Consider the following 23,547-nt stretch of genomic DNA (forward strand, 5'->3'; position numbering starts at 1 on the left):
GCCCCGAGCCGGAGACCGCTCACGTCAGGCTCTCCCGCCAAGCCCGGTGCAGCCCCGCGAAGCGGCCCGTGCCGGCGATCAGTTCGGCCGGGGCGCCGTCCTCCACGATGCGGCCGTGCTCCATCACCAGGACCCGGTCCGCGATCTCCACGGTCGACAGGCGGTGGGCGATCACCACCGCGGTGCGGCCGTGCAGAACCGTGTCCATGGCTCGCTGTACCGCCCGCTCGCCGGGGACGTCCAGGGAGCTCGTCGCCTCGTCGAGGATCAGCACCGACGGGTTCGCCAGCAGGGCCCGGGCGAACGCGACCAACTGGCGCTGACCGGCGGAGATCCGGCCGCCCCGCTTGCGTACGTCCGTGTCGTACCCCTCGGGCAGCCCGGCGATGAAATCGTGGGCGCCGATCGCCTTGGCGGCCTGTTCGATCTCCTCGCGGGTCGCGTCCGGGCTGCCGATCGCGATGTTCTCGGCGACCGTCCCGGAGAACAGGAACGCCTCCTGGGTCACCATCACCACACCCCGCCGCAGCTCGGGAACGGCCAGATCCCGCAGATCGGTCCCGTCCAGCAGCACCCGGCCGTCGGTCGGGTCGTAGAAGCGGGCCAGCAGCTTGGCGAGCGTCGACTTGCCCGCGCCCGTCGAACCGACCACGGCCACGGTCTGGCCGGCCGGGACCGTCAGATCGAAGCGGGGCAGGACTTCGCCGCCCGTCCGGTAGGCGAACCGCACCGAGTCGAAGACGACCTCGCGGCCCGGGTGCTCACCCGTGAGGGCGGGCAGCTCCCGCGGATCCGACGTCTCGGGGACGGAGGGGGTCTGGGCGAGCAGGCCCGCGATCTTCTCCAGCGAAGCCGCGGCCGACTGGTAGGAGTTGAGGAACATGCCGAGCCGGTCGATCGGGTCGTACAGCCGGCGCAGATAGAGCACGGCCGCGGCCAGCACACCGAGCGCCAGCGTGCCCGACGCCACGCGGTACGCGCCCCACAGCACGATCCCGGCGACCGCCGTGTTGGCGACCAGCCGGGAGCCGACGACATAGCGCGCCATCTCCAGCATCGCGCCGCCGTTCACCCACCGGTGTGCGCTGTTGAGGTCCTCGAAGTGCCTGTCGTTGATGCGCTCGCGGCGGAAGGCCTGGACGGGGCGGATCCCGTTCATCGACTCGGCGAACTTCACGATGAGCGCGGCGATCGCCGTGGACCGCGCCGCGTACAGCGCTCCGGCCCGCCGCTGGTAGAGCCGTACCAGCAGATACAGGGGTACGAAGGACAGCACCGCTACCGCGCCGAGTCCGAAGTCCAGCCAGAGCAGCACCAGCGAGATGGAGACGAACGACAGGATGACGCCGATCAGTTCCTGCAGACCTTCGCTGAGCAGTTCCCGCAGCGACTCCACATCCGTGGTGGAGCGGGAGATCAGCCGGCCCGAGGTGTAGCGCTCATGGAAGTCCACGCTCAGCGCCTGTGCGTGGCGGAAGATCCGCCCGCGCAGATCGAGCAGCACGTCCTGGTTGATCCGGGCGGAGGCCAGGATGAACGCGTACTGCATGCCGCCCGCGGCCACCGAGCACAGTGCGTATCCCATGGCCACCGCGATCAGCGGCCCGTAGTCCTTGTCCCGGAAGGCGGGCACACCGCTGTCGATGGCGTACGCGACGAGCAGCGGGCCCGCCTGTACCGCCGCCTGCTGGACCAGCAGCAACAGGGCGGACACCATCACCCGGCCCCGGTGCGGCCGGAGCAACGACATCAGCAGTGCGCGGGTCGCACCACGGGGCGTGGGCAGATCGTCCCGGTCGAACCGGTCCCCGGCGCCGTCGGAGGGGGACGGGCCCTCGGGCGTCTTCCGCGCGTCGCGCCGGTCGGCAGGCCCGGTCGTCGTACTGGTCATCAGGTGCGGCCCTTCTCGGCGGGGACGTCCGGCACGAGGCGGTCCTCGGCGGACGGGTCGGGGAAGGCGTCCTCGGCGAGGGCACCCTCCTGTGCGCTTCCGGCGCCCGCCATCAGCCAGGCGTACTCCGCACTGTCGCGCAGCAGTTCCTGATGGGTGCCGACAGCGGTGATCCGGCCCTCCGACAGCAGCGCCACCCGGTCCGCGAGCATCACGGTGGAGGGACGGTGCGCGACGACGATCGCCGTCGTCTCCTCGAGCACCTGCCGCAGGGCGGCCTCCACCAGTGCCTCCGTGTGCACGTCCAGGGCGGAGAGCGGATCGTCGAGCACCAGGAAGCGTGGCCGGCCGACCACGGCGCGGGCCAGCGCGAGCCGCTGCCGCTGACCGCCGGAGAGACTGAGCCCCTGCTCGCCGACCTGGGTGCCGATGCCCTCGGGCAGGTCGTGGACGAAGTCGGCCTGCGCGATGGCGAGGGCGCGCCGCAGCTCTTCCTCCCCGGCGCCCTCGGCGCCCATCAGCACGTTCTCCCCGACGGTCGCCGAGAAGAGCGTCGGCTCCTCGAACGCCACGGACACCAGCTCACGCAACTCGTCCCGGGGCATGGTGGTGATGTCCCTGCCGTCCAGCGTGATCCGTCCCGCGGTGGCCTCGTGCAGCCGGGGCACGAGGGCGGTGAGCGTCGTCTTCCCGGAACCCGTGGCCCCGACCAGGGCCATGGTCTCGCCGGGGCGGATGCGCAGATCGATCCGGGACAGTACGGGCACGGAGCCGGCCTCCGCGTCGGGGTAGCGGAACTCCACGCCCTCGAAGACCATTTCGCCCTGACCGGCCGCGTCCTTCGGCGCGCGACTGCCGGCCGCAGCCGTGTCCTCCTCCTCCGCCACATCCATCACTTCGAAGTACCGCTCGGTCGCCGTCGCCGACTCCTGGCTCATCGCCAGCAGGAAGCCGATCGACTCGATCGGCCACCGCAGCGCGAGCGCCGTGGAGAGGAAGGCGACCAGCGTGCCCGCCGACAGCCCGCCGTCCGCGACCTGGACCGCGCCGAGGACCAGCGCCGCCCCGATGGCCAGCTCGGGGATCGTGGTGATGGCGGCCCAGACGCCCGCGAGCAGGCGCGCCTTGCCCAGCTCCGTGCTCCGAAGCCGCTGCGCGAGGGCACGGAACGCGAGGGCCTGGCTGCAGTGCCGGCCGAAGCCCTTGATGATGCGGATGCCCAGCACGCTCTCCTCGACGACTGTCGTCAGATCGCCGACCTGGTCCTGTGCCTTGCGTGCCACGAGCGAGTACTTCGTCTCGAAGACCGAGCAGAGAATCACCAACGGCACCACCGGGGCGAGCAGTACCAGCCCCAGCGTCCACTGCTGCATCAGCAGAATGATGAAACCGATCAGGATCGTCGTTCCGTTGACCAGCAGGAAAGTCAGCGGAAAAGCCAGGAACATGCGCACCAGCATCAGGTCCGTGGTCCCGCGTGAAAGCAACTGCCCCGATGCCCAGCGGTCGTGGAACGCCACCGGCAGCCGCTGCAGATGCCGGTACAGGTCGGCCCGCATCGCCGCCTCGACCCCGACCAGCGGCCTGGCCACCAGCCACCGTCGTACCCCGAAGAGCCCGGCCTCGGCGATGCCCAGCAACAGCAGGTACAGCGCGCCGAGCCAGACGCCGCCCGGGTCGTGGTTTGCGACCGGGCCGTCGACGATCCACTTCAGTACGAGGGGGATCACCAGGCCGACGCTGGACGCGGCGATCGCGACCAGAGCGGCGCCGAACAGGCGCTTGCGTACCGGCTTCACATAAGGCCACAACCGCGACAGGGACTGAACGGTGGACCGATCCTTGGGCTCTGCATGTTCTTCGGGCATCACAGCCGAGCCTACGGTTCACCCCTGACATCGCTCATGTGGTTTTTCGGCCGTCCGGCGGTGCCGGAGCCCGCTGGTCGTACCCCGTATCAACCGATCGGACGATGCCGCTTCGAGCGCGATGGACGATGGTGCGCCGACTCCTCGCCCACGATTCTCGTAGGCATGGCAATCATCGAAGTGAACGGGGTGCACAAGGCCTACGCCGGGCGCCCCGTGGTCGACGGCGTGAGCTTCGCCATCGACGAGGGGGAGATCTTCGGGATCCTCGGCCCCAACGGAGCGGGCAAGACCACCACCGTCGAGTGCGTCGAGGGGCTGCGGGTTCCCGACGCCGGTACGGTCCGGGTGGCCGGTCTCGACCCTGTCGCCGACCACGCCCGGGTGTCCGGGCTGCTCGGCGCCCAGCTCCAGGAGAGCGAACTCCAGCCCAAGCTCACCGTGGCCGAGGCGCTGGAGCTGTACAGCGCCTTCTATCCGGACCCCGCCGACTGGCGCGCGCTGGCCGAACGGCTCGGTCTGCACACCGTGTACGGCAACCGGTTCGGCAAGCTGTCCGGTGGTCAGAAACAGCGGCTGTCCATCGCGCTCGCCCTGGTCGGCAACCCCCGGGTCGTGGTCCTCGACGAGCTGACCACCGGTCTGGACCCCCGCGCCCGCCGGGACACCTGGAAGCTGATCGAGGACGTACGCGACAGCGGTGTGACGGTCCTTCTGGTCACCCACTTCATGGAAGAGGCCAGACGGCTCTGCGACCGTGTCGCCGTGATCGACAAGGGGAAGGTCGTCGCCCTCGACACCCCGTCCGGCCTGATCGGCAAGTCCGACAGCTCCACCGTCATCTCCTTCACACCGTCACGGCCGCTGGACGACGGCGACCTGGGCGCGCTGCCGGGGGCCGTCTCCACGGAGCAGCGGGACGGCCGGATCCTCATCCACGGCACCGACGAGACGGTCAACGCGGTGATCTCACTGCTGGCCCGTCATCGCATCACCGCACACCAGCTCCGCGTCTCCGAAGCAACGCTGGACGACGCCTTCCTCGACCTCACAGAAGCAGAACAGGCGGCCTGAGATGACCACAGCGACCCCGGCCAGGACGACGGCCACTTCCACCCCATGGGCGGCGGTTCTCAGGACCGAGACGCGGCTCTTCCTCCGCGAACCCGGCAGCCTGTTCTGGATCCTCGTCTTCCCGACCGCGCTGATGACGATCCTCGGTCTGATCCCCTCCTTCCGGCACCCCGACGACGAGCTCGGCGGCCGCCGCGTCATCGATCTGTACGTGCCGGTGGCCGTGCTGCTCGCCATGATCATGGCCGGACTGCAGGCCATGCCGCCCGTCCTCACCGGCTACCGCGAGCGCGGCATCCTGCGCCGCATGTCGACCACTCCGGTACGGCCGTCCGCACTGCTCAGCGCGCAGATCGCGCTGCACGGCGGCGCGGCACTCGGCTCCGCCGTGCTGGTGATGGCCGTCGGCCGGATCGCCTTCGGCGTCACACTGCCCGGACAGCCCCTCGGCTACGTCCTGGCGCTGCTCCTGGCGACGGCGAGTGTCCTCGTGCTCGGCGCACTGCTCTGTGCGCTCTCCCGCACCACCAAGGCCTCTGCCGCGATCAGCCCGGTCGTCAACCTCCTGATGATGTTCAGCGCCGGGGTCTGGATCCCGGTGCAGTCCATGCCCGACACCCTCCGGCGCATCGTCGAGGTCACCCCGTTCGGTGCGGCCTCCCAGGCACTGGACCGGGCGGCGTCCGGCGGCTGGCCCGGCTGGGTGCAGCTCGGTGTCATGGCGTTGTGGGCGGCCGTGGTGACCCTGCTGGCGACCCGTCTGTTCCGGTGGGAGTGACCTCGGCGGGGAAACCGGGGAGACTTCAGCCATGAACGCGGGGGACCAGGCGGGCGCGACCGAGGCAGGCACCACGACGGCCGAGCAGTGGTGGGAACGGTTCTTCAGATACGGGCCCTACGGTCTGCTCGGCCTGGGCACCGCCGTCTCGGCCGTGACCGCCGACCTCATCATGTCCCGTGCGGACGGGTACACCATCGCGGTGCTGGCGCCCTTGGCGCTCGTCCTCCAGATCTGGTGGGGACGGGCCCGGGCGGCCGCCGCGCCGCAGTCGTGGGCGGCGTCGTGCTACTACGTCGTCCGTACTCTGCTTGCCTTCGGACTGACCGCGTGCAACCCGTTCTTCTCGATGTTCGCGATCCTCGGCTACTTCGACGCCGGCAGGCTGCTTCCACAACGGGCCGTGCGCGCCGGGCTGCTGGTCACCGCCGTCATCATGGCGGGCTCGCAGTCCGGCAGCGGCCTCCCGCCGCAGTCCCTGATGGACTGGGTCGCCTTCGGCGTCGTGTTTGCCCTGCACGCGACCCTCACCCTGATCTTCGCTCATATCGACGCCCGGGAGACCGAGCAGACCCGCACCCAGGTCGACACCATCGCCGAACTGGAGTCCGCCAACGCCCGCCTCGAACAGGCGCTGGCGGAGAACGCGGGCCTGCACGCCCAACTCCTCGTCCAGGCCCGCGAAGCGGGCGTCGCCGACGAGCGGCGCCGGCTCGCCGCCGAGATCCACGACACCCTCGCGCAGGGCCTGACCGGCATCATCGCCCAGCTCACGGTGGTGACCTCGGTCGGTGACAAAGACCCGGCGCTGGCCCGGCAGCACCTCGACCGCGCCGCCGCCCTCGCCCGGCACAGCCTGGGCGAGGCGCGCCGCTCGGTGCACGACCTGGTCCCCGCCGCCCTGGCCCACGACGACCTGACGGGCGCGCTGAAGAAGACGGTCGTCGGCTGGGCGGAACGCCACGGGGTCCGGGCCGAGTTCACCGTCACCGGTACCGCAGAGCGGGTTCACGACGAGATAGCCGCCACCCTGCTCCGCATCGCCGAGGAAGCCCTCGCCAATGTCGGCCACCATGCCGGGGCCTCGCGGGTCGGTATCACGCTGTCGTTCATGGGTGACGAACTCGCCCTGGACGTACGGGACGACGGCTGCGGCTTCGACCCGGCCGCCCTGCCGCCGCACAGCCGCGCGGGCGGATTCGGGCTCGGCGGCATGCGGGCCCGCGCCGAACGCGTCGCGGGCACCGTCGAGGTGGAGACCGAGCCGGGCGGTGGAACGGCGGTCAGCGCCCGGGTGCCACTGGTTCAGGAAGGCTGATGACCAGTACGGTTGGCCTGCCATGGCTGAAGAATCCGCACGCGTCATCACACTCGTCGTCGTCGACGACCACCCCGTCGTACGGGATGGTCTGCGCGGCATGTTCGATTCGGCCCCGGGCTTCGAGGTCCTCGGGGAGGCGTCGAACGGCGTGGAGGGGGTCGACCTGGCGGTCCGGCTCGACCCCGATGTCGTCCTGATGGATCTGCGGATGCCGGGCGGCGGCGGAGTCGCCGCCATCGGCGAACTGACCGCGCGCGGCGCCCGGTCCAAGGTGCTCGTCCTGACCACGTACGACACCGACTCCGACACTCTTCCCGCGATCGAGGCCGGGGCGACCGGCTATCTGCTCAAGGACGCGCCCCGCGACGAGCTGTTCACCGCCGTCCGCGCCGCCGCCGACGGCCGTACCGTGCTCTCGCCCGCCGTCGCCTCCCGCCTCGTCTCACGGGTGCGCACCCCGGCGGACCGGGGCAACGAGTCGTTGTCGGCCCGTGAGCGCGAGGTGCTCGAACTCGTCGCGAAGGGCACCTCGAACCGTGAGATAGCCGCCGAGCTGTTCATCAGCGAGGCCACGGTGAAGACCCACCTCACCCATATCTTCGCCAAGCTCGGCTCCAAGGACCGGGCCGCCGCCGTCGCGGTCGGATACGACCGGGGCATCCTCGGCTGACCCTCACTCCCTGACGCTCACTCCTTGACCCGCAGCAGCAGCACCGACCTGGCCGGCACGGTCAGCATCCCGCCGCCACGGTGGACGGTGCCGGGCGCCATGGCCTGGTCCTCCCGCGAGGTGTCCAGGACCAGTTCGTAACTCTGTGCCCACGGCGGCCCGGGGAGCCGAAAGCCGCTCGGCCGGTGGTCCGCGTGCAGGATCGCCAGAAAGCTGTCGTCCGTGACCTGTTCGCCGCGCGCGTCCCGGCCGGGGATGTCGCGCCCGGAGAGATAGAGCCCGACCGTCGCGGCCGGTGCGTACCAGTCCTCCTCCGTCATCTCCGCACCCTGCCGGGTGAACCACGCCAGGTCCCGCAGCCCGTCCGCCGCCTGTGCCCGCCCCGAGAAGAAGGCGCGACGGCGCAGCACCGGGTGGGTGTGGCGCAGCCGGAGCACCCGCGCCGTCAGCTCGGTCAGCGACCGCCACCCGGGCTGTTCGAGCAGCGACCAGTCCAGCCAGCTGATCTCGTTGTCCTGGCAGTACGCGTTGTTGTTGCCGCCCTGCGTACGGCCCATCTCGTCGCCCGCGACCAGCATCGGCACACCCGTCGACAGCAGCAGTGTGGTGAGCAGATTGCGCAGCTGACGGCGGCGCAGCGCGTTGACGCCGGGGGCGTCGCTCACGCCCTCGGCACCGCAGTTCCAGGCCCGGTTGTCCGAGGTGCCGTCCCGGTTGCCCTCGCCGTTGGCGTCGTTGTGTTTCTGCTCGTAGCTGACCAGATCGCGCAGCGTGAAGCCGTCGTGCGCGGTGATGAAGTTGACCGAGGCGTACGGGCGCCGGCCGCCCCACGCGTACAGATCGCTGGATCCGGTCAGCCGGTAGCCGAGATCCCGCACGTCGGGCAGGGCGCCGCGCCAGAAGTCCCGTACGGCGTCCCGGTAGCGGTCGTTCCACTCGGTCCACAGCGGGGGGAAGGCGCCCACCTGGTAGCCGCCGTCGCCGACGTCCCACGGCTCGGCGATCAGCTTCACCCGGCGCAGCACCGGGTCCTGGGCGATCACCGCGAGGAACGGGGAGAGCATGTCGACGTCGTGCATCGAGCGGGCCAGCGCGGCCGCGAGATCGAAGCGGAAGCCGTCGACGCCCATCTCCGTGACCCAGTAGCGCAGTGAGTCCGTGATCAGCCGCAGGACGTGCGGCTGGACGACGTGCAGGGTGTTGCCGCAGCCGGTGTAGTCCGCGTATCTGCGGGCGTCGGACTGGAGGCGGTAGTAGCCGCGGTTGTCGATGCCGCGCAGCGAAAGCATCGGACCCAGTTCGCTCGCCTCCGCCGTGTGGTTGTAGACCACATCGAGGATCACCTCGATCCCGGCGTCGTGCAGGGCCCGCACCATCCGCTTGAACTCGCCGACCTGCTGGCCCGCTGTCCCGCTCGCCGAGTAGTCGGCGTGCGGGGCGAAGTAGCCGATGGAGTTGTAGCCCCAGTAGTTGTGCAGGCCGCGCCGGAGCAGATGGTCCTCGTGGGCGAACTGATGCACCGGCAGCAGTTCCACCGCCGTGACCCCGAGCCGCAGCAGATGCCCGATGGCCGCCGGATGGGCGAGACCGGCGTACGTGCCCCGCAGCTCCTCGGGGATCTCGGGGTGCAGCTTGGTGAAGCCGCGCACATGCAGCTCGTAGATGACGGAGTCCGCCCACGGGGTCTTGGGCCGGCGGTCCTGCGCCCAGTCGTCGTCGTCATGAACCACGACACCCTTCGGCACGTACGGAGCGGAGTCCCGTTCGTCGCGCACGGTGTCGGCGACCTGTTGATGCGGCCAGTCCCTCACATGGCCGTACACCTCGGCCGGGAGGGTGAACGAGCCGTCCACGGCCCGTGCGTACGGATCGAGAAGCAGCTTCGCCGCGTTCCAGCGGGCACCGGTCCACGGGTCCCAGCGGCCGTGCACCCGGTAGCCGTACCGCTGACCCGGCCGTACGCCCGGCACGAAGCCGTGCCAGATCTCATGGGTCAGCTCGGTCAGCACAAGGCGCGTCTCGCTCCCCGCCTCGTCGAAGAGGCAGAGCTCGACGGCCTCCGCGCCGCCCGCCCAGAGCGCGAAATTGGTGCCCGCCACCCCGTCGGGACCCACCCTGAAGCGGGCCCCGAGCGGCATCGGGGCGCCGGGCCACACGGCGGGCGGACGTCTTGGCACGGCCTCTCGCGCGCTCTTCGGCCCGGCCGCCGTCTCCGTCCCGTGCACTGCCTCCTGCTCGGCTGCGCTCGACACCTGCTCGCCTCCCGCGGCTCATGGGGACCGGCACCGAAAGGGAGCGCGCGACGTCCCGGCCGCGGCTCCCCGAGTGTGGTCCTTCCCTCTGTTCTGCCCACGCGGGGGCTCGCACTCACGTTTCCCCCGACCGGCCCCCGTCGTTGGGGGGACGTGAACCACGTAGCGAAGAGGGCGGTGGCGAGCTCGGCCACCGTGCTGACATGGGCAGGACTACTCGCCGTGCTGGCCGTACTGAGCGGCTGCACCGCCGGATCCATCTTCAGCGGGAAGGCGCGCTCCCCGCAGGAAGCGATCCTGATCACCCCGCGGGACGGGGCGAAGAACATCGGCCCGGACGACCGGATGGAGGTGAAGGTCCCCGACGGGCGGCTGGAGAGCGTCGAGGTGACGCGGATCGAGGACGCACAGCGCCAGACGGTGCAGGGCCGGATCGCGTACGACGGTCTTTCCTGGACGCCCCGGGGGAAGACGGGCCGGCTCAGGCTCGCCTCCGAGTACAGCGTCGACGCGGTCGCCCTGGACGGCGCCGGGCACCGCACGGTCCGCCACACCACATTCACCACGGCCGTCCCCGAACACCGCTTCATCGGCTATTTCAAACCGGAGAACCGGTCCACGGTCGGCACCGGAATGATTGTTTCCTTCAACTTCAACCGCCCGGTCAGGAACCGTGCGGCCGTGCAGAAGGCCATTTCGGTGACCTCTGTTCCGGCGGTCGAGGTTGTGGGGCACTGGTTCGGCGACAACCGCCTCGACTTCCGCCCCGCCGCCTACTGGGCGCCGGGTACCGAGGTCGCCGTCAGGGTGGGGCTGCGCGATGTGGAGGGCGCGCCACATGTGTACGGCACTCAGGACAAGACGGTCACCTTCAGGGTGGGCCGCTCCCAGACGTCCCTGGTCGACGCGGCGGCACACACGATGGAGGTACACCGCGACGGCCGGCCCGTCTCCACGGTCCCGATCACGGCGGGCTACCCGGGGATGGACACGTACAACGGGAAGATGGTGGTCAGCGAGATGTACGGCGTGACCCGGATGGATGGCCGCACGGTCGGCTTCGGCGGCGAGTACGACATCGAGGACGTCCCGCACGCCCTCCGGCTCACCGATTCCGGCACCTTCCTGCACGGCAATTACTGGTCGGACGAGGGCGTCTTCGGGTCGGCCAATGTGAGCCACGGCTGCGTCGGACTGCTCGATGTGCGGGGCGGCGGCAGCGACACCCCGGCAGGCTGGTTCTTCGACCGGACACTCATCGGCGATGTGATCGAGGTCGTCAACTCCAGGGAAAAGCAGGTCGCACCGGACAACGGGCTCGGAGGCTGGAATCTGAACTGGACCCGGTGGAAGGCCGGCTCCGCCCTCCGCTGAGAGCCTGTCGGGTGACGTCCGCCCGATCAGAGGTCGCCCGACAGGCTCTGAGGTTCCGTCGGATCCCCAAGGGCCTGTCCGGCGGACGAGGACACGGACAGGCCACGACCGGCCCCGCCGCGCCCTTGCCCCGTGCCACCTGGTGAAGTCCCGGGACAAGTTGGGACTGAACGGTGACATCCTCGGGATCATCTTCCTGCGTTCGGTGTGATTATCTTTCGCTGAGCGCGCATGTGCAGCGCGCGGGGGCGGGGGCCTGCGGGCTCCCGGGGCCTTGGCGGGGCCAGGCCGTGTGAGGGGAGACGGGCACATTGAACGGGCAGCCGATATCGGGGACATCTGACGGGGCGAACAGCGGGCGGCGCGGTCGAGGGGCCACCGGACTGCTGGCTCCGGTACTGGGTGCGCTGCTGTTGCTGGTGACGGCATGCGGCGGGGGAGACGACGGCGGCAGCGCGGGCAAGGGCCGCAAGGTCGACGACGCCACCGCCTCGCAGGCCGTGGTGACCGTTGCGCCGAAGGACGGGGCGGACTCCGTCGCCACCAGCGGGGCACTGAAGATCTCCGCCGAGCAGGGGAAGCTGACCGCGGTGAAGGTCGCCGGCCCCAAGGGCACCGAGGTCGAGGGAAAGATCGCGGCGGACGGCACGAGCTGGACGCCGGAGCAGCATCTGGCCGCGGCGACCAAGTACAAGGTCCACGCGGTCGCCAAGGACGCGAAGGGCCGTGAGTCGGCGAGGGACACCAGCTTCACGACGCTGGTCCCGCAGAACACCTTCATCGGGCAGTACACCCCGGAGGACGGCTCCACGGTCGGCGTCGGCATGCCCGTCTCGATCCACTTCACCCGTGGCATCACCGACCCGGCCGCGGTCGAGAACGCCATCAAGGTGACGGCCGAGCCTTCCGTACCGATCGAGGGCCACTGGTTCGGCAACGACCGCCTCGACTTCCGCCCCGAGGAGTACTGGGCCGCGGGCACCAAGGTCACCGTGAAGCTCAACCTCGACGGCGTCGAGGGGCGCCCGGGCGTCTACGGCAAGCAGGCCAAGACGATCTCCTTCACCATCGGCCGCAAGCAGGTCAGTACCGTCGACGCGAGCACGCACCGGATGAAGGTCGTCCGCGACGGCAAGCAGATCAAGGACATCCCGATCTCCGCGGGTGCCCCGGCGACCACCACGTACAACGGTCAGATGGTCATCAGCGAGAAGCTCAGGGTGACCCGGATGAACGGTGACACCGTCGGCTTCGGCGGCGAGTACGACATCAAGGACGTGCCGCACGCGATGCGCCTGTCCACCTCGGGCACCTTCCTCCACGGCAACTACTGGGGTGGCTCCGGCGTCTTCGGTTCGGCCAACACCAGCCACGGCTGCGTCGGTCTCCAGGATGTACGTGGTGCCTGGAGCAAGACGACCCCGGCGGCCTGGTTCTTCGACCACTCGCTCATTGGAGACGTCGTGGTCGTGAAGAACTCGCAGGACAGGACGATTCAGCCGGACAACGGCCTCAACGGCTGGAACATGTCCTGGTCGGAGTGGACCAAGTAGCTCCCGTCGTACGGAACGCGAGCGGGCCCGGTGCTGTGACCAACAGCACCGGGCCCGCCGTCGTTAGCGCCGGTTAACCTGCCTCTCATGACCGCAACCCTCGAAGTACGCGACGGCGTCGGCACGATTCTGTTGGACCGTCCGCCCATGAATGCCCTGGATGTCGCCACCCAGGACCGGCTGCGTGAACTCGCCGAGGAGGCGACCCGGCGCGACGATGTGCGTGCCGTGGTCCTCTACGGCGGCGAGAAGGTGTTCGCGGCGGGCGCGGACATCAAGGAGATGCAGGCGATGGACCACACGGCGATGGTCGTACGGTCCAAGGCGCTGCAGGACTCCTTCACCGCGGTGGCCCGGATCCCCAAGCCCGTCGTCGCCGCAGTCACCGGCTACGCGCTCGGCGGCGGCTGCGAACTGGCCCTCTGTGCCGACTTCCGGATCGCCGCCGACAACGCAAAGCTGGGCCAGCCCGAGATCCTGCTCGGACTGATCCCCGGAGCGGGCGGTACCCAGCGCCTCGCCCGGCTGATCGGCCCCTCCCGGGCCAAGGACCTGATCTTCACCGGCCGCCATGTGAAGGCCGAGGAGGCCCTGACGATCGGTCTGGTGGACCGCGTGGTGCCCGCCGCCGAGGTGTACGAGCAGGCGCACGCCTGGGCTGCCAAGCTGGCGCAGGGGCCCGCCCTCGCGCTGCGCGCCGCCAAGGAATCCGTCGACGCCGGCCTGGAGACGGACATCGACACCGGGCTCACGATCGAGCGGAACTGGTTCGCCGGTCTGTTCGCCACCGAGGACCGGGAGCGCGGTATGCGCAGCTTTGTGGAAGAGGGGCCGGGCAAGGCCAAGTTCCTCTGACTGAACGCCAGTTGGGCACAGAGAAACGCGAGTTCATCCGTGCGGGCGGATTAGCTGGGCCTTAAGAGAACCTTAAGGCTCAGCTGTCGGAGGGGCTGGCAACCTCGCCCGGACGTGATATCTGTGCAGGTCAGAAGGGGTATTCCGAACCGCATTCTGCCACTGGCATATGCCTACCGACCTCTCCGGAATGATGTATTCCGGGGTGCGGATTCCGTTGGAACAGCCCCGGAGCCCTCGCCTTGCGGCCATGATGGTGTGCATGGCGGGCCTGGAGGGTGTGGAACAGCCGCGACCGCGCAGCGGCGCGACAGCGGCACGCTGGATGCCGACAGTCGAGGACGAACAGGCGTTCAAAGCACTGGAGTTGTACGGAAACCCGGCGGAGGGCGAAGTCCGGCTGCCGTCCCGCCCGGAGTCCGCGGCCACCGCCCGAAGACTCACCTCGTGTGTGGTGCTGCGCCAGTGGGCGCTCTCCCCGCAGACCGCCGAATACGCCGTGCTGCTCGTTTCGGAGCTCGTCGGCAATGCGGTGAGGCACACCGGCGCCCGGGTCTTCGGGTTACGGATGCTGCGCCGTCGCGGCTGGATCAGGATCGAGGTGCGCGACCCCTCGCGCGGGCTGCCGTGCCTGATGCCCGTCCAGGAGATGGATATCAGCGGTCGGGGGCTCTTCCTCGTCGACAAGCTCTCCGACCGGTGGGGTGTGGATCTGCTGCCGCGCGGCAAGACCACCTGGTTCGAGATGCGGATCTCCGACCGCTGACCCCCGGCGGGCCCGTGTCCGGATGCACAGAAGCCCCCGGTCTGCCGTGGTGCGGCACTTCGGGGGGCTTCTGTGGGGGGCCGTGAAATGGGGGGTGTGTTCACGGCCGCTTGTGACGACCGGGCTCGGGTCGATGCGGTCGTGTCACCGACTATGGCAGATGGGTGACCTCACCGCCAAAGGTGCAAACGGTGCATTAGTGGTCATAATATGACATTCCTCCGGCAAATCGTAGGTGTGATGGGTCACTTGCCTGGAAAATCATGAATATTTATGGGATTCGCTGTGTGTTTCATTCGCACCACCCATAAGTCCGAATTGTTATTTTCTGCACATTTAACCCCTACCGTGTCTGCACATGAACGCCTCCGACATTCCGGTGCACCGCCGCAGCGCCCTGCGCGCGGGAGCAGGGGCCGCCCTCGTCGGCGCCCTCACTGCCGGATGCGCGGACCGCGGCGACGCCCCCGGTACGTCGGCCAGGACCGTCCCGACCGCAGTGAGCCCGAAGAACCCCGTCACCGAGACCACCCGGCCCGCGGCCCCGCACCCCGCGCCCGCCCCGCACCGCTTCCCCGGGCAGCCGGTCCAGATCGACCACGGCCCCCGCGACCGCGCCCGCGTCGCCCTCACCTTCCACGGCCAGGGCGACCCCGCCATCGCCCGGACCGTACTCGCCGAGGCCGAACGGGCCCACGCGCGGATCACGGTCCTCGCCGTCGGCAGCTGGCTCGACGAACACCCCGAGATGGCCCGCCGCATCCTCGACGGCGGCCACGACCTCGGCAACCACACGCAGCGCCACATCGACATCTCCTCGATGGGCGAGGCCGAGGCGTACGCGGAGATCACCGGCTGCGCCCAGCGGCTGCGCCGGCTCACAGGCTCCATCGGCACCTGGTTCAGGCCCTCGCGCACCCGGTACGCCACCCCGCTCGTCCAGCGGCTCGCCGCCAGGGCGGGCTACCCGCACGTCCTCTCGTACGACGTGGACTCCCTCGATTTCACCTCTCCCGGCGCCGCGGCCGTCACGCGCAAGGTGGCGGGGGAGATCCGCAACGGATCGGTGGTGAGCCTGCATTTCGGCTACGCGGACACGGTCGCCGCCCTGCCTCTCCTCCTCACCGAAATCGACCACCGCCGACTGCGCGCGGTGACGACCACGGAGCTGCTGACCTGATGCTTCCCTCCACCAAGCGCACTGCGGCCCTGCTCGGGGGCGTCCTGCTGGCGGTACTCACCGGCTGCGGCACCCCCGCCGAGAAGGGGAACGTCGAGGCCGCCGCACCGTCCGGCAGGGCGAAGCCCGTACTGCCCGGCATGCCGCCGGTCCTCGACGCCAAGGACATCTACGCGGCCGACCGGCCCGGGAAGCTCTCCCCGGTCGTCAAGGACTTCCCGTCCCGCGTGTACGTCCCCAACACCAACTCCGACACGGTGTCGGTCATCGATCCCGCGACATACAAGGTCATCAGGACCATCAAGGTCGGCCGCCAGCCGCAACATGTCGTCCCGTCCTGGGACCTGAAGACCCTGTGGGTCAACAACGACATCGGTGACAGCCTCACGGCCATCGACCCGGCCACCGGGAAGGTGCGCCGCACGGTGCCCGTCTCCGACCCGTACAACCTCTACTTCACACCGGACGGCAAGTACGCCGTGGTGATGGCCTCGATGGACCGCGAACTGGTCTTCCGCGACGCCCACACCATGAAGACGGCCAAGACCGTCCCGGTCAGCTGCGCGGGCGTCAACCACGCCGACTTCTCCATGGACGGCCGGTACTTCATCGTCTCCTGCGAGTTCTCCGGCGAACTCCTCAAGGTCGACACGGCGCAGATGAAGGTCGTCGGGCGGCAGAAGCTGCCGTTCAATGGCGCGATGCCGCAGGACGTGAAGCTGTCACCCGACGGCGGCACGTTCTACATCGCGGACATGATCGCGAACGGGGTGTGGGCGCTGGACGGGAAGAAGTTCACCACCCCGAAGCTGCTGCCCACCGGCAAGGGCGCCCACGGCCTCTACGTCAGCCGCGACTCCAAGGAGATGTACATCTCCAACCGGGGCGAGGGCTCCATCTCCGTCTTCGACTTCGCACAGCGCAGACTGGCGAAGAAATGGCACCTGCCGAGAGGCGGCAGCCCCGACATGGGCGGAGTCTCGGCGGACGGCAAGGTCCTCTGGCTGAGCGGGCGTTACAACTCCGAGGTGTACGCGATCGACACCGCCAGCGGCAAACAGCTCGCCCGGATCCCGGTGGGCAGCGGCCCGCACGGACTCGCCGTCTACCCGCAGCCGGGCCGCTACTCGCTCGGCCACACCGGCGTGTTCCGCTGACGCCCGGCGTCAACGCTCCGCCGGACACGCTCGCCTTCGGGTGACGCTCCACGGCCCGTCGTCGCACTGCCCGGACAGTGATCATCATGATGATCACTTCTCGTCTCCGGCGCCGGGCCGCAGTCGCCGCTCTCTCCTTCTCCGCCGTGCTCGTCCCGGCCGCCGCCACCGAGGCCGCACCCGCCAAGGCTCCCGCGGCCGCCGCGGTCAAGCCCGGTGGCTGCCCGGCCGTCGCCGACCATCTCTTCGCCGCCGCCGACCCGGTGGACCTCGGCCGGATCACCCCGCAGCCCTCCTGGCGGGACGACTGCCGCCAGCTCTACCGGGCGGACGGCCGGGGCCCGACGACCATCTTCGACGAGGGCTTCCACGCCAGGGGCGTCGTCTACGGCCAGTACGACCTGGAGAAGTACGTCCTGGCCAACCAGACTTCGCCGTTCGTCTCCACCACGTACGACCATGACCTGTACAAGCGGTGGAAGAGCGAGTTCAACTACTACATCGACGCCCCCGGCGGCATCGACGTGAACAAGACGATCGGCGACACCCACAAGTACGCCGACCAGGTGGAGGTCGCCTTTCCCGGCGGCCTCGACCGGAAGTTCATCGTCGGGGCGTGCCCGGTCGACCGGGCGACGAAGACCGAGATCATGAACAAGTGCGTCGACAACCCGCACTACAAGCCGTGGCGCAGCTGATCCGCCGAACACTCACCCCGCGACCAACAGGGCCTCCGAGCCCACCGCCCGGTAGCCCGCCGCCTGGAACGTCCGCACACTGCGGGCGTTCCCCGGCGACTGCTGTGCCCACACCACCGAGTCCGGCACCAGATGCCGGGCCGCCCGCGCCAGCCGTTCGCCCAGCCGCCGGCCGCGCGCTTCCTCGGCCACCTCGATCGCGGTCTCCCAGCGCCCGGCGACCCCCCGGCCGAGGATCACCACACCGCCGTCGGCGGACCAGACCCGCACCTCGTCGCGGTACTTCATCGCCCGTGCCACCCGAGGGTGCTCCGGGTCCTCGATCTCCCGCAGCGCGATCTCCGGTTCGCCCGGCAGTGCGTCCGCGACCGTCAGCAGATCGATGGTGTTCATGTGCCGGCCGCTCCGGGCCAGCAGCGCGCTCAGGAAGTACGGATTCATTGTCGCGGCGAGCTCGTCGCCGGGGGTGGCGTCCAGCACGGACCGCACCCACCGCGGATCCTCGTCGAGGAACACCACCGAGTGCGCGGTGAACGCCAGCACTCCCGCGTCCCGGACACCGGGCTGCCGCACCACCGTCGTGGACCCGTCCGGCGGGGGAAACCGTCCGTGCGCCGCAGCCGCCAGGATCTTTGCCAGTGCGTCGTCCATCAATGCCCCGCTCCCCGGTCCGGACCGAGGTCCGCCGGGCGGCGGACCTCCCACTTATGATCGACTACCGGCTGCCGCGACCGCCATCCGTAGCGCCCGTTAATCTGGCCCACGTCAGTCAGGCATTGGTCAGGCATTGGTCAGGCATTGGTCAGGCATTACGAAGGGGCGAAACAGTGGCGGACATCGAGTCGGCACGCAAGGCATTCCAGCGGTTCGATCTGAACGGCGACGGGCTGATATCGGCCGCCGAGTACAAGAGCGTGATGGCTCAGCTCGGCGACCCCTACGTCACCGAGCCGGTGGCGCAGGCCGTCATCAACTCGCACGACGCCAATGGCGACGGGCTGCTCACGTTCGACGAGTTCTGGGCGGCGCAGAACAAGGCCTGATGGCCGGGAGGCCCCCCGGCCCACGGGCCGGGGGGCGCCGCCCGCGCCGCTGTCGGCGGACCGACCGGTGTCAGGTGTTCCTCCGGTACGGCGCCCGGCCGCGCAGCTCCTCGCCGCGCGGGGCGCACCACGGCAGGCGCTCCGGGGCCGAAGCCCATCACCGGGCGGGACGTGTCCCAGGTCGGCCGGCCGGGATCACCGGAAGCCGCGAACCGTACCCACGCCGCGGGCATCGCGTCGGCCGGCTCCTGCGGGGCGTCCTCGCCGATCAGGGCCACCGAGTCTGCCCTCCGGCCACCGAGTCCGCCCTCCGGCCACCGAGTCGGCCCTCCGGCCACCGGCCCCCGCGCCATGCTCTGCCGGCCGGTCAGGCGGCGAAGTACCGTGACAGCGACTCCCGTTCGTCGATCTCCATCAGATCGGGGCGGGTGTAGCGCTCCGCGCGGGCGTGGTAGTCGAAGTCGCCCCGGACCAGCCCGCGGTAGTCCTGCACGCACCGCTCCAGCGCGGCCCGGGTGCGGCCGTGGATCCCGGCCGCCTCTATTTCGTCGATCAGTTCCTTCTCGGCGCGCTGCACCCGATCCGCTATCTCCGCGAGCTGCCCCCCGGCCTCGTCGACGGCCTCCTGGAGGGTGAATCCGCTGTCGCGCTGAATGAGCCGTACCGCATTGTGCTCGTAGCCGAGAAGTGCCTCCTTCTCGAAGGAGCAGATGTCGTTGCAGAGCCCCGAGTGATCGGTTACAGCATTGCGTAGAGTGATATAGGCAGGAAGGCTGCGGGCCGATTCCGGAAGGTCGATTCCGGCGGTGATCTCATGCAGATCCAGAAAGGGTTGCATGGCCACCGAATCCCGCCGGTGCTTCGTGAATTCGTTCCGCGTCGGCACCTGCCCGGCGGCCCGTTCCACCGCCTCGGCGTAGTAGGTCCACAGCCAGGAGGCCGTGTCCCGCCGGAACTGCCGGATCCAGCGCGGCGAACGGTCGTGGTACGTCCGGGCGCGCAGGCCTACGAGCGCGTACTCCATGGGGCCGCGCGGCTGTTCGCCGTCGAGTACGGCCACCAGCCGGTCGATCGCCGCCTCGCACATGCGGGGATCACGTCCGGCGGGACCGTCGTCGAACTCGTCGTCGACGAGGAAGGCCCAGAAGAGCCACTGGCAGAAGAGATCGAGATGCTGCTGTGAAGCAGTGGGGAATATGAGAGATACCCAGAGTTCGGGCCTGGTCCGGATCATCTTCTTCCGGGCCACCGGAGAGAGTGCGAGACCATTGGATTCGGCCCATTCCCAAGCGGCCTTCCTGGTCTCGTCGATGCCGGGATTGCATCCCGCGCTCTGGAACGGCATATGAAACTCTGGCAGCGCAATCTGACTCATTGGTGCCCCTCGTCGAGACGATGCGGATGAACGATACGAACGGGGATCTGATCGAATTCACGCGTCGGCGCCAGTACACATCCGGGGGCGGTTCGCCCGCTCCTGCCGGCCATTTGCCGGTCGGTCCAACTCCTGCAACATAAGGCATGGGCGAGGAGGCGGAAGGTAGTTCGTGCCTACGCGAAGGCGTGGAGCTCCTCGGCGGGGCGAACGCGGGTCACGGACCTCGGTGCGGGGGCTCCGGCCGGTCTCGAACGCCTGGGGGAGCAGCAGGGGAGCGGAGTGGCTCGTACTGGGTGGCCGCGTTCACGAGGTTCCTCGGAGCTGTTGCGCAGACGCCGAGTCGCCCGGCGTCCGCACAACCGACTGGAGAAGGGGGAAGCCCCTCACTGGCCACTGCGGGCCTTCGCCTCGTGCGGTGCGGACACCGTTGTCCGTACGCGGTCGCCCAGATATGCGGTGCCCGCGCCGATCACCGCGGCCACGGGCGCGAGGGCGAGGGCGCCGGCCGGCCCCCAGATGTCCAGGAGCACACCGCCCGCACCGGCACCGGCGGCCGCGCCGAGCTGAAGGGCGGTGCCGACCCACGCCTGGGTCTCGGCGGCCGTGCCCGGGGGCGCGAGATCTCCCGACCGGCCGTACACGGCGACGAACGACGGGCCGAAGGAGAGCCCGGTCAGCAGACAGAGCGGTACGGCCACGAACCACCCCGCCTCGCTGCCGACGGCGAGCGCGGCGGCGAAGACGGCCAGGGCGAGCAGCAGCACGGGGAGTTGTGTCACCCGGGCGGCCAGGGCCGGCGTCATGGCCCCGATCAGCAGACCGCCCACGATGCTGCCGATGGACAGCACGCTCAGGAGCAGGCCGCTGAGCAGCTGCGAGTCCTTGCTCTCGCTCGGTGTGGCGAGAGCGATCTCCAGCACGCTCACGGTCGTGGCGAAGCACAGGGTCGCTCCGAGCAGGAGGACGAGCCGGGAGCTGGCGAGCGGTCCGGCCCAGTGGCGCTCGGCCCCCTCGGCCGACGACTTGTCGTCACCGATGTTCTTCGGCAGCAGGAGGGTCGCCACCGCGGTGAAGACCACGGCGGCCGTCAGGCCCGCCCAGGGGGCGAACGTCACACAGGCCAGCGCGGCCAGGGTGGGGCCCAGGATGAATCCCGCGTCGGCCAGGACCGAGTCGAACGCCAGGGCTGTGGGGCGGCCGGCCTCCGTGGTGACCGACCGCCACATCACCCGGGTGACCACACCGATCGGGGGTGCGGCGAGATTGCCCACCAGAGCCGAGGCCACCGTGATCCAGAAGGGCCCGTTCATACGCTCGTTGACGAGCAGGGCGCCCACGAGAACGGTGTGGATCACCAGAATCGTCCACAGCACCACGCCGTACGCGTAGCGGTCGAGCAGCCGGCCCCTGAGTGGCGTGGACAGCCCCCCGAGGGCCGACACAGCCACCACGAACGCGCCGGCGCTGTACGTCCGCTGGTCGGCGACCGCGTACAGGATGCCCAGCGAGAACATGCCGGCCTGCAGCTTCCCGAAGGCCGCCGCGAGCGCGCACATGAGAATCCCCGGCTCCGAGAAGAACGCCCGGTATCCGTAGGATCGTGCCGCGCTCATCGCGGAACCGGCCCCCCGTGCTCGGCGGCGGCTGGTGCGACGGTCACGCTGATGCGGCCTGCCGCTGCCCGGGCCCGCGCGAGCGCGGTGTCCGGGTCGTCGGCGACGGTGATGACCGCGCCGCCACGGTCGTCGGAACTGCGCAGCGGGTGGACGGCGTCGCCCGGTCCGATGGCCGTGTAGCCCTCCGTGACACCCTCCTGGGCGAGCGCCTCGTCGAGACCGGTGACGGCCGTGACCGTGCCCTCGGGCGGGGTGAGGAACCAGGTGGCCGAGGCGCGTGGCACCGGAGAGGGGCGCGGGTCGACCGGCTTGCCCGCGAGCCAGTCGAAGGTCAGCTGCTGCATGTCCACACCCGTGGCCAGCCGTACGAGCTCGACGATGCCGTCTCCGCCCGGCCGGCTGTGTGTCTCGATGACGCGCGGTCCGCGGCCGGTCAGGACGACTTCGGTGTGGGCGGGACCCTCGGTCAGGCCGACGGCGTCGAGCAGCGCCGCCACCTCGGCCGCCATGGCGGTACGGTCCGCCGCGGTGACCCGGGCCGGGACGAGATGGCCGACCTCGACGAAGTTGTCGCCTTTGAACTTCTCGGTGACGGCGAGCACATGGTGGGTGCCGTCGGTACTGAAGGTCTCCACGCTGAACTCGGGACCTGTCAGATACTCCTCGGCGATCCAGCCGGATGCCGGGGAGGGAACGGTCTCGCCCACCGAACGTGCCGTGTCCTTAAGCGTGACGTCGTGGTCGACGAGGACGATGCCGCGGCTGGCCGAGCCGTCGACCGGCTTCAGGATGAAGGGGTATCCGTGCCGGCCGGCGAAGGACCGGAGATCCTCGGCGCTGTGGACGGCGCCGTACGCCACGGAGCCGCAGGCGGAGCCCAGGGTGGCGGTGCGCATCCGGTGCTTGTCGTTCACCGTGCGCACGACATCGGACCGGTTGGCAGGCAGGCCGAATTCCTCGTTGAGGAGGGCTGCGGCCTCCAGGTAGCGGTCGACCATGGTGACGGCCACGCCGAACGGACGCTCGCGGTGCATCTCCCGAGCTGCCCGCATCAGGCGCTCGGGTGTGGGGTCCTCGAACAGCGTGTACTCATCGGCGCTGTCGAGGATGGTTCGGGGCGTCCGTGACGCGGCACCCAGGTAGGCGACCCGCAGCCCGGCCGCCTTGGCGGCTCTGACCGGCTCGATGCGTGTCCCACCGAGGAGGAGGACAGCGCCGACCGGACAACGACGCGTGTACAACAAGGCGTCACCTCACAGAACTTGAAGAAAATCCGGGCTTGGGAATCGCACGCTCGTCGAACACCGAGCCCCTCGGGCAGGCCTGATGCCGTACGCGGTGTGCCGACGTCGTGGATCAGCCCCAGCCAAGATCGTTCTCGGGCCCGGTGCGAGGCGAGGCGGAGCCGGACAGCGTGGTTGGCGTCTTCGCGGTGTCCGTCATCCGGAGCTCAGCGGTCCCCAGAGTCAGTGCCGCGATGCCGAACAGCGTCGCTGCCAGCACAGATGTCTTCAGTGTCCCCGTGAAATGTTGCATTGTCTTCAGTATCCCCGTGACATGTTCCGTGATCGGTAGTTCCCCTGAACGTGCCTGCGATCTGTGCGCAGTGCCGGTTACCACCCTTGTGATAAGGGCGAGTTGTGTCTACAGCTACCCGGGCTCAGGTCTCCGCTGGCGGGAAACCGGCAGGGGTACAAGACGGGATAAGTGCGGTCTCCGATGTTTTGTCAGGTGATGGCACGTCAAATCGCCCGAGGTGGGATTTCCTCGTTCTGCTTGTTATGTCAGTAGGCGGGTCACGGGAGAGGGGTCACGCCATGTAAGCAGGGCGTAACGTTCTGCGGATAGACCTTTGACAACCTGGCATGCAGATGCGAAGTTCGTGAGCGGCCGGCCGGGACCCCCACTGGCCAGCAGGTTTGACCATGTGACACTGGGTGGTGCGTGGCGTCGAGGGGGGCGGCGAGGCACCGCGGAGGGCCGCCTTGGTACATCTGGAAACGCATCTGACCACGGACATGCGGCGCGTCTACGCCCTGGCCGTCCGCCGTCGTGCGGTGACCGCGGAGGAGG

20 protein-coding genes are annotated in these 23,547 nt (G+C 69.6%); 12 read left to right on the forward strand and 8 right to left on the reverse strand.

The genetic code is table 11. From position 1 onward, the window contains the following. Positions 1–19: 19 nt before the first annotated feature. Positions 20–1,891 carry an ABC transporter ATP-binding protein gene (locus ABTZ94_RS02650; protein WP_351196738.1) on the reverse strand — a complete coding sequence of 624 codons (1,872 nt, stop codon included), beginning with the start codon at positions 1,889–1,891 and terminating at the stop codon, positions 20–22. Next, positions 1,891–3,759, reverse strand: a complete 1,869-nt coding sequence (locus tag ABTZ94_RS02655; RefSeq protein WP_351196740.1) for an ABC transporter ATP-binding protein — start codon at positions 3,757–3,759, stop codon at positions 1,891–1,893. Before ABTZ94_RS02655 ends, ABTZ94_RS02650 begins: the two co-directional genes overlap by 1 nt. A gap of 165 nt (positions 3,760–3,924) precedes the next feature. On the opposite strand from ABTZ94_RS02655, the gene ABTZ94_RS02660 reads away from it, so the two are divergent. From ABTZ94_RS02660 to ABTZ94_RS02675, 4 genes are read left to right on the forward strand one after another with little or no spacing between them, the layout of a single operon-like run. Continuing rightward, positions 3,925–4,833, forward strand: a complete 909-nt coding sequence (locus ABTZ94_RS02660; protein WP_351196742.1) for an ABC transporter ATP-binding protein — start codon at positions 3,925–3,927, stop codon at positions 4,831–4,833. A gap of 1 nt (position 4,834) precedes the next feature. Continuing rightward, positions 4,835–5,611, forward strand: coding sequence for an ABC transporter permease (locus ABTZ94_RS02665; RefSeq protein WP_351196744.1), 777 nt, complete (start codon positions 4,835–4,837; stop codon positions 5,609–5,611). Positions 5,612–5,642: 31 nt separating this feature from the next. Next, positions 5,643–6,929 carry a sensor histidine kinase gene (locus ABTZ94_RS02670; RefSeq protein WP_351196746.1) on the forward strand — a complete coding sequence of 429 codons (1,287 nt, stop codon included), beginning with the start codon at positions 5,643–5,645 and terminating at the stop codon, positions 6,927–6,929. 22 nt (positions 6,930–6,951) lie between these two features. Then, entirely contained in the window at positions 6,952–7,602 is a 651-nt protein-coding gene (locus ABTZ94_RS02675; RefSeq protein ID WP_351196748.1) for a response regulator, read from the forward strand. 17 nt (positions 7,603–7,619) lie between these two features. Here ABTZ94_RS02675 and glgX read toward each other — a convergent pair whose 3' ends face one another. After that, positions 7,620–9,854 (reverse strand): glycogen debranching protein GlgX, encoded by a 2,235-nt coding sequence (gene glgX / locus ABTZ94_RS02680; RefSeq protein WP_351196750.1) that lies wholly within the window; start codon positions 9,852–9,854, stop codon positions 7,620–7,622. Between the two features lie 153 nt (positions 9,855–10,007). Between glgX and ABTZ94_RS02685 the strand changes: the two genes are divergently transcribed. The 7 genes from ABTZ94_RS02685 to ABTZ94_RS02715 all read left to right on the forward strand — a co-directional run bounded on the left by ABTZ94_RS02685 (position 10,008) and on the right by ABTZ94_RS02715 (position 17,437). After that, a complete protein-coding gene (locus ABTZ94_RS02685; RefSeq protein WP_351196752.1) occupies positions 10,008–11,228 on the forward strand; it encodes a L,D-transpeptidase in 1,221 nt (406 codons plus the stop codon). 311 nt (positions 11,229–11,539) lie between these two features. Beyond that, entirely contained in the window at positions 11,540–12,781 is a 1,242-nt protein-coding gene (locus tag ABTZ94_RS02690; RefSeq protein ID WP_351196754.1) for a L,D-transpeptidase, read from the forward strand. An 87-nt stretch (positions 12,782–12,868) separates the two neighbouring features. Beyond that, positions 12,869–13,636 carry an enoyl-CoA hydratase/isomerase family protein gene (locus tag ABTZ94_RS02695; RefSeq protein ID WP_351196756.1) on the forward strand — a complete coding sequence of 256 codons (768 nt, stop codon included), beginning with the start codon at positions 12,869–12,871 and terminating at the stop codon, positions 13,634–13,636. A gap of 250 nt (positions 13,637–13,886) precedes the next feature. After that, the gene (locus ABTZ94_RS02700; protein WP_351196758.1) at positions 13,887–14,402 is read left to right on the forward strand and encodes an ATP-binding protein; all 516 of its coding nucleotides are present in this window, start codon (positions 13,887–13,889) and stop codon (positions 14,400–14,402) included. A 358-nt stretch (positions 14,403–14,760) separates the two neighbouring features. Next, complete coding sequence (locus ABTZ94_RS02705; protein WP_351196760.1) at positions 14,761–15,582, forward strand: polysaccharide deacetylase family protein; 822 nt, start codon at positions 14,761–14,763, stop codon at positions 15,580–15,582. Further along, positions 15,582–16,739: a YncE family protein gene (locus tag ABTZ94_RS02710; RefSeq protein WP_351196762.1), complete on the forward strand. Its 1,158-nt coding sequence runs from the start codon at positions 15,582–15,584 to the stop codon at positions 16,737–16,739. Before ABTZ94_RS02705 ends, ABTZ94_RS02710 begins: the two co-directional genes overlap by 1 nt. An 89-nt stretch (positions 16,740–16,828) precedes the next feature. Further along, on the forward strand, positions 16,829–17,437 hold the full coding sequence (locus tag ABTZ94_RS02715) for an ADP-ribosyltransferase (RefSeq protein WP_351196900.1): 609 nt from the start codon (positions 16,829–16,831) through the stop codon (positions 17,435–17,437). Between the two features lie 12 nt (positions 17,438–17,449). Here the strand turns inward: ABTZ94_RS02715 and ABTZ94_RS02720 are convergent, their stop codons facing one another. Next, on the reverse strand, positions 17,450–18,088 hold the full coding sequence (locus ABTZ94_RS02720; RefSeq protein WP_351196763.1) for a GNAT family N-acetyltransferase: 639 nt from the start codon (positions 18,086–18,088) through the stop codon (positions 17,450–17,452). A gap of 176 nt (positions 18,089–18,264) precedes the next feature. Here ABTZ94_RS02720 and ABTZ94_RS02725 point away from each other — a divergent pair, with 176 nt between their 5' ends. Next, positions 18,265–18,480 carry an EF-hand domain-containing protein gene (locus ABTZ94_RS02725; protein WP_351196765.1) on the forward strand — a complete coding sequence of 72 codons (216 nt, stop codon included), beginning with the start codon at positions 18,265–18,267 and terminating at the stop codon, positions 18,478–18,480. A gap of 367 nt (positions 18,481–18,847) precedes the next feature. Here ABTZ94_RS02725 and ABTZ94_RS02735 read toward each other — a convergent pair whose 3' ends face one another. The 4 genes from ABTZ94_RS02735 to ABTZ94_RS02750 all read right to left on the reverse strand — a co-directional run bounded on the left by ABTZ94_RS02735 (position 18,848) and on the right by ABTZ94_RS02750 (position 23,010). Then, the gene (locus ABTZ94_RS02735; protein ID WP_502967165.1) at positions 18,848–19,855 is read right to left on the reverse strand and encodes a terpene synthase family protein; all 1,008 of its coding nucleotides are present in this window, start codon (positions 19,853–19,855) and stop codon (positions 18,848–18,850) included. Positions 19,856–20,241: 386 nt separating this feature from the next. Then, complete coding sequence (locus tag ABTZ94_RS02740; RefSeq protein WP_351196767.1) at positions 20,242–21,471, reverse strand: MFS transporter; 1,230 nt, start codon at positions 21,469–21,471, stop codon at positions 20,242–20,244. Continuing rightward, positions 21,468–22,718: an ATP-grasp domain-containing protein gene (locus ABTZ94_RS02745; RefSeq protein ID WP_351196769.1), complete on the reverse strand. Its 1,251-nt coding sequence runs from the start codon at positions 22,716–22,718 to the stop codon at positions 21,468–21,470. Before ABTZ94_RS02745 ends, ABTZ94_RS02740 begins: the two co-directional genes overlap by 4 nt. Before the next feature lie 112 nt (positions 22,719–22,830). After that, positions 22,831–23,010 carry a hypothetical protein gene (locus tag ABTZ94_RS02750; RefSeq protein ID WP_351196770.1) on the reverse strand — a complete coding sequence of 60 codons (180 nt, stop codon included), beginning with the start codon at positions 23,008–23,010 and terminating at the stop codon, positions 22,831–22,833. Positions 23,011–23,547 lie beyond the last annotated feature (537 nt).

The sequence above is a fragment of the Streptomyces sp. NPDC002785 genome (assembly GCF_040295565.1).
GTDB lineage: Bacteria > Actinomycetota > Actinomycetes > Streptomycetales > Streptomycetaceae > Streptomyces.

What these genes read in the sequence shown, in the direction of transcription:
- ABTZ94_RS02650 (WP_351196738.1), bottom strand. Translation starts at nt 1,891, where the DNA reads ATGACCAGTACGACGACCGGGCCTGCCGACCGGCGCGACGCGCGGAAG.
- ABTZ94_RS02655 (WP_351196740.1), bottom strand. Translation starts at nt 3,759, where the DNA reads ATGCCCGAAGAACATGCAGAGCCCAAGGATCGGTCCACCGTTCAGTCC.
- ABTZ94_RS02660 (WP_351196742.1), top strand. Translation starts at nt 3,925, where the DNA reads ATGGCAATCATCGAAGTGAACGGGGTGCACAAGGCCTACGCCGGGCGC.
- ABTZ94_RS02665 (WP_351196744.1), top strand. Translation starts at nt 4,835, where the DNA reads ATGACCACAGCGACCCCGGCCAGGACGACGGCCACTTCCACCCCATGG.
- ABTZ94_RS02670 (WP_351196746.1), top strand. Translation starts at nt 5,643, where the DNA reads ATGAACGCGGGGGACCAGGCGGGCGCGACCGAGGCAGGCACCACGACG.
- ABTZ94_RS02675 (WP_351196748.1), top strand. Translation starts at nt 6,952, where the DNA reads ATGGCTGAAGAATCCGCACGCGTCATCACACTCGTCGTCGTCGACGAC.
- ABTZ94_RS02695 (WP_351196756.1), top strand. Translation starts at nt 12,869, where the DNA reads ATGACCGCAACCCTCGAAGTACGCGACGGCGTCGGCACGATTCTGTTG.
- ABTZ94_RS02700 (WP_351196758.1), top strand. Translation starts at nt 13,887, where the DNA reads ATGATGGTGTGCATGGCGGGCCTGGAGGGTGTGGAACAGCCGCGACCG.
- ABTZ94_RS02705 (WP_351196760.1), top strand. Translation starts at nt 14,761, where the DNA reads ATGAACGCCTCCGACATTCCGGTGCACCGCCGCAGCGCCCTGCGCGCG.
- ABTZ94_RS02710 (WP_351196762.1), top strand. Translation starts at nt 15,582, where the DNA reads ATGCTTCCCTCCACCAAGCGCACTGCGGCCCTGCTCGGGGGCGTCCTG.
- ABTZ94_RS02715 (WP_351196900.1), top strand. Translation starts at nt 16,829, where the DNA reads ATGATCACTTCTCGTCTCCGGCGCCGGGCCGCAGTCGCCGCTCTCTCC.
- ABTZ94_RS02720 (WP_351196763.1), bottom strand. Translation starts at nt 18,088, where the DNA reads ATGGACGACGCACTGGCAAAGATCCTGGCGGCTGCGGCGCACGGACGG.
- ABTZ94_RS02735 (WP_502967165.1), bottom strand. Translation starts at nt 19,855, where the DNA reads ATGAGTCAGATTGCGCTGCCAGAGTTTCATATGCCGTTCCAGAGCGCG.
- ABTZ94_RS02740 (WP_351196767.1), bottom strand. Translation starts at nt 21,471, where the DNA reads ATGAGCGCGGCACGATCCTACGGATACCGGGCGTTCTTCTCGGAGCCG.
- ABTZ94_RS02750 (WP_351196770.1), bottom strand. Translation starts at nt 23,010, where the DNA reads ATGCAACATTTCACGGGGACACTGAAGACATCTGTGCTGGCAGCGACG.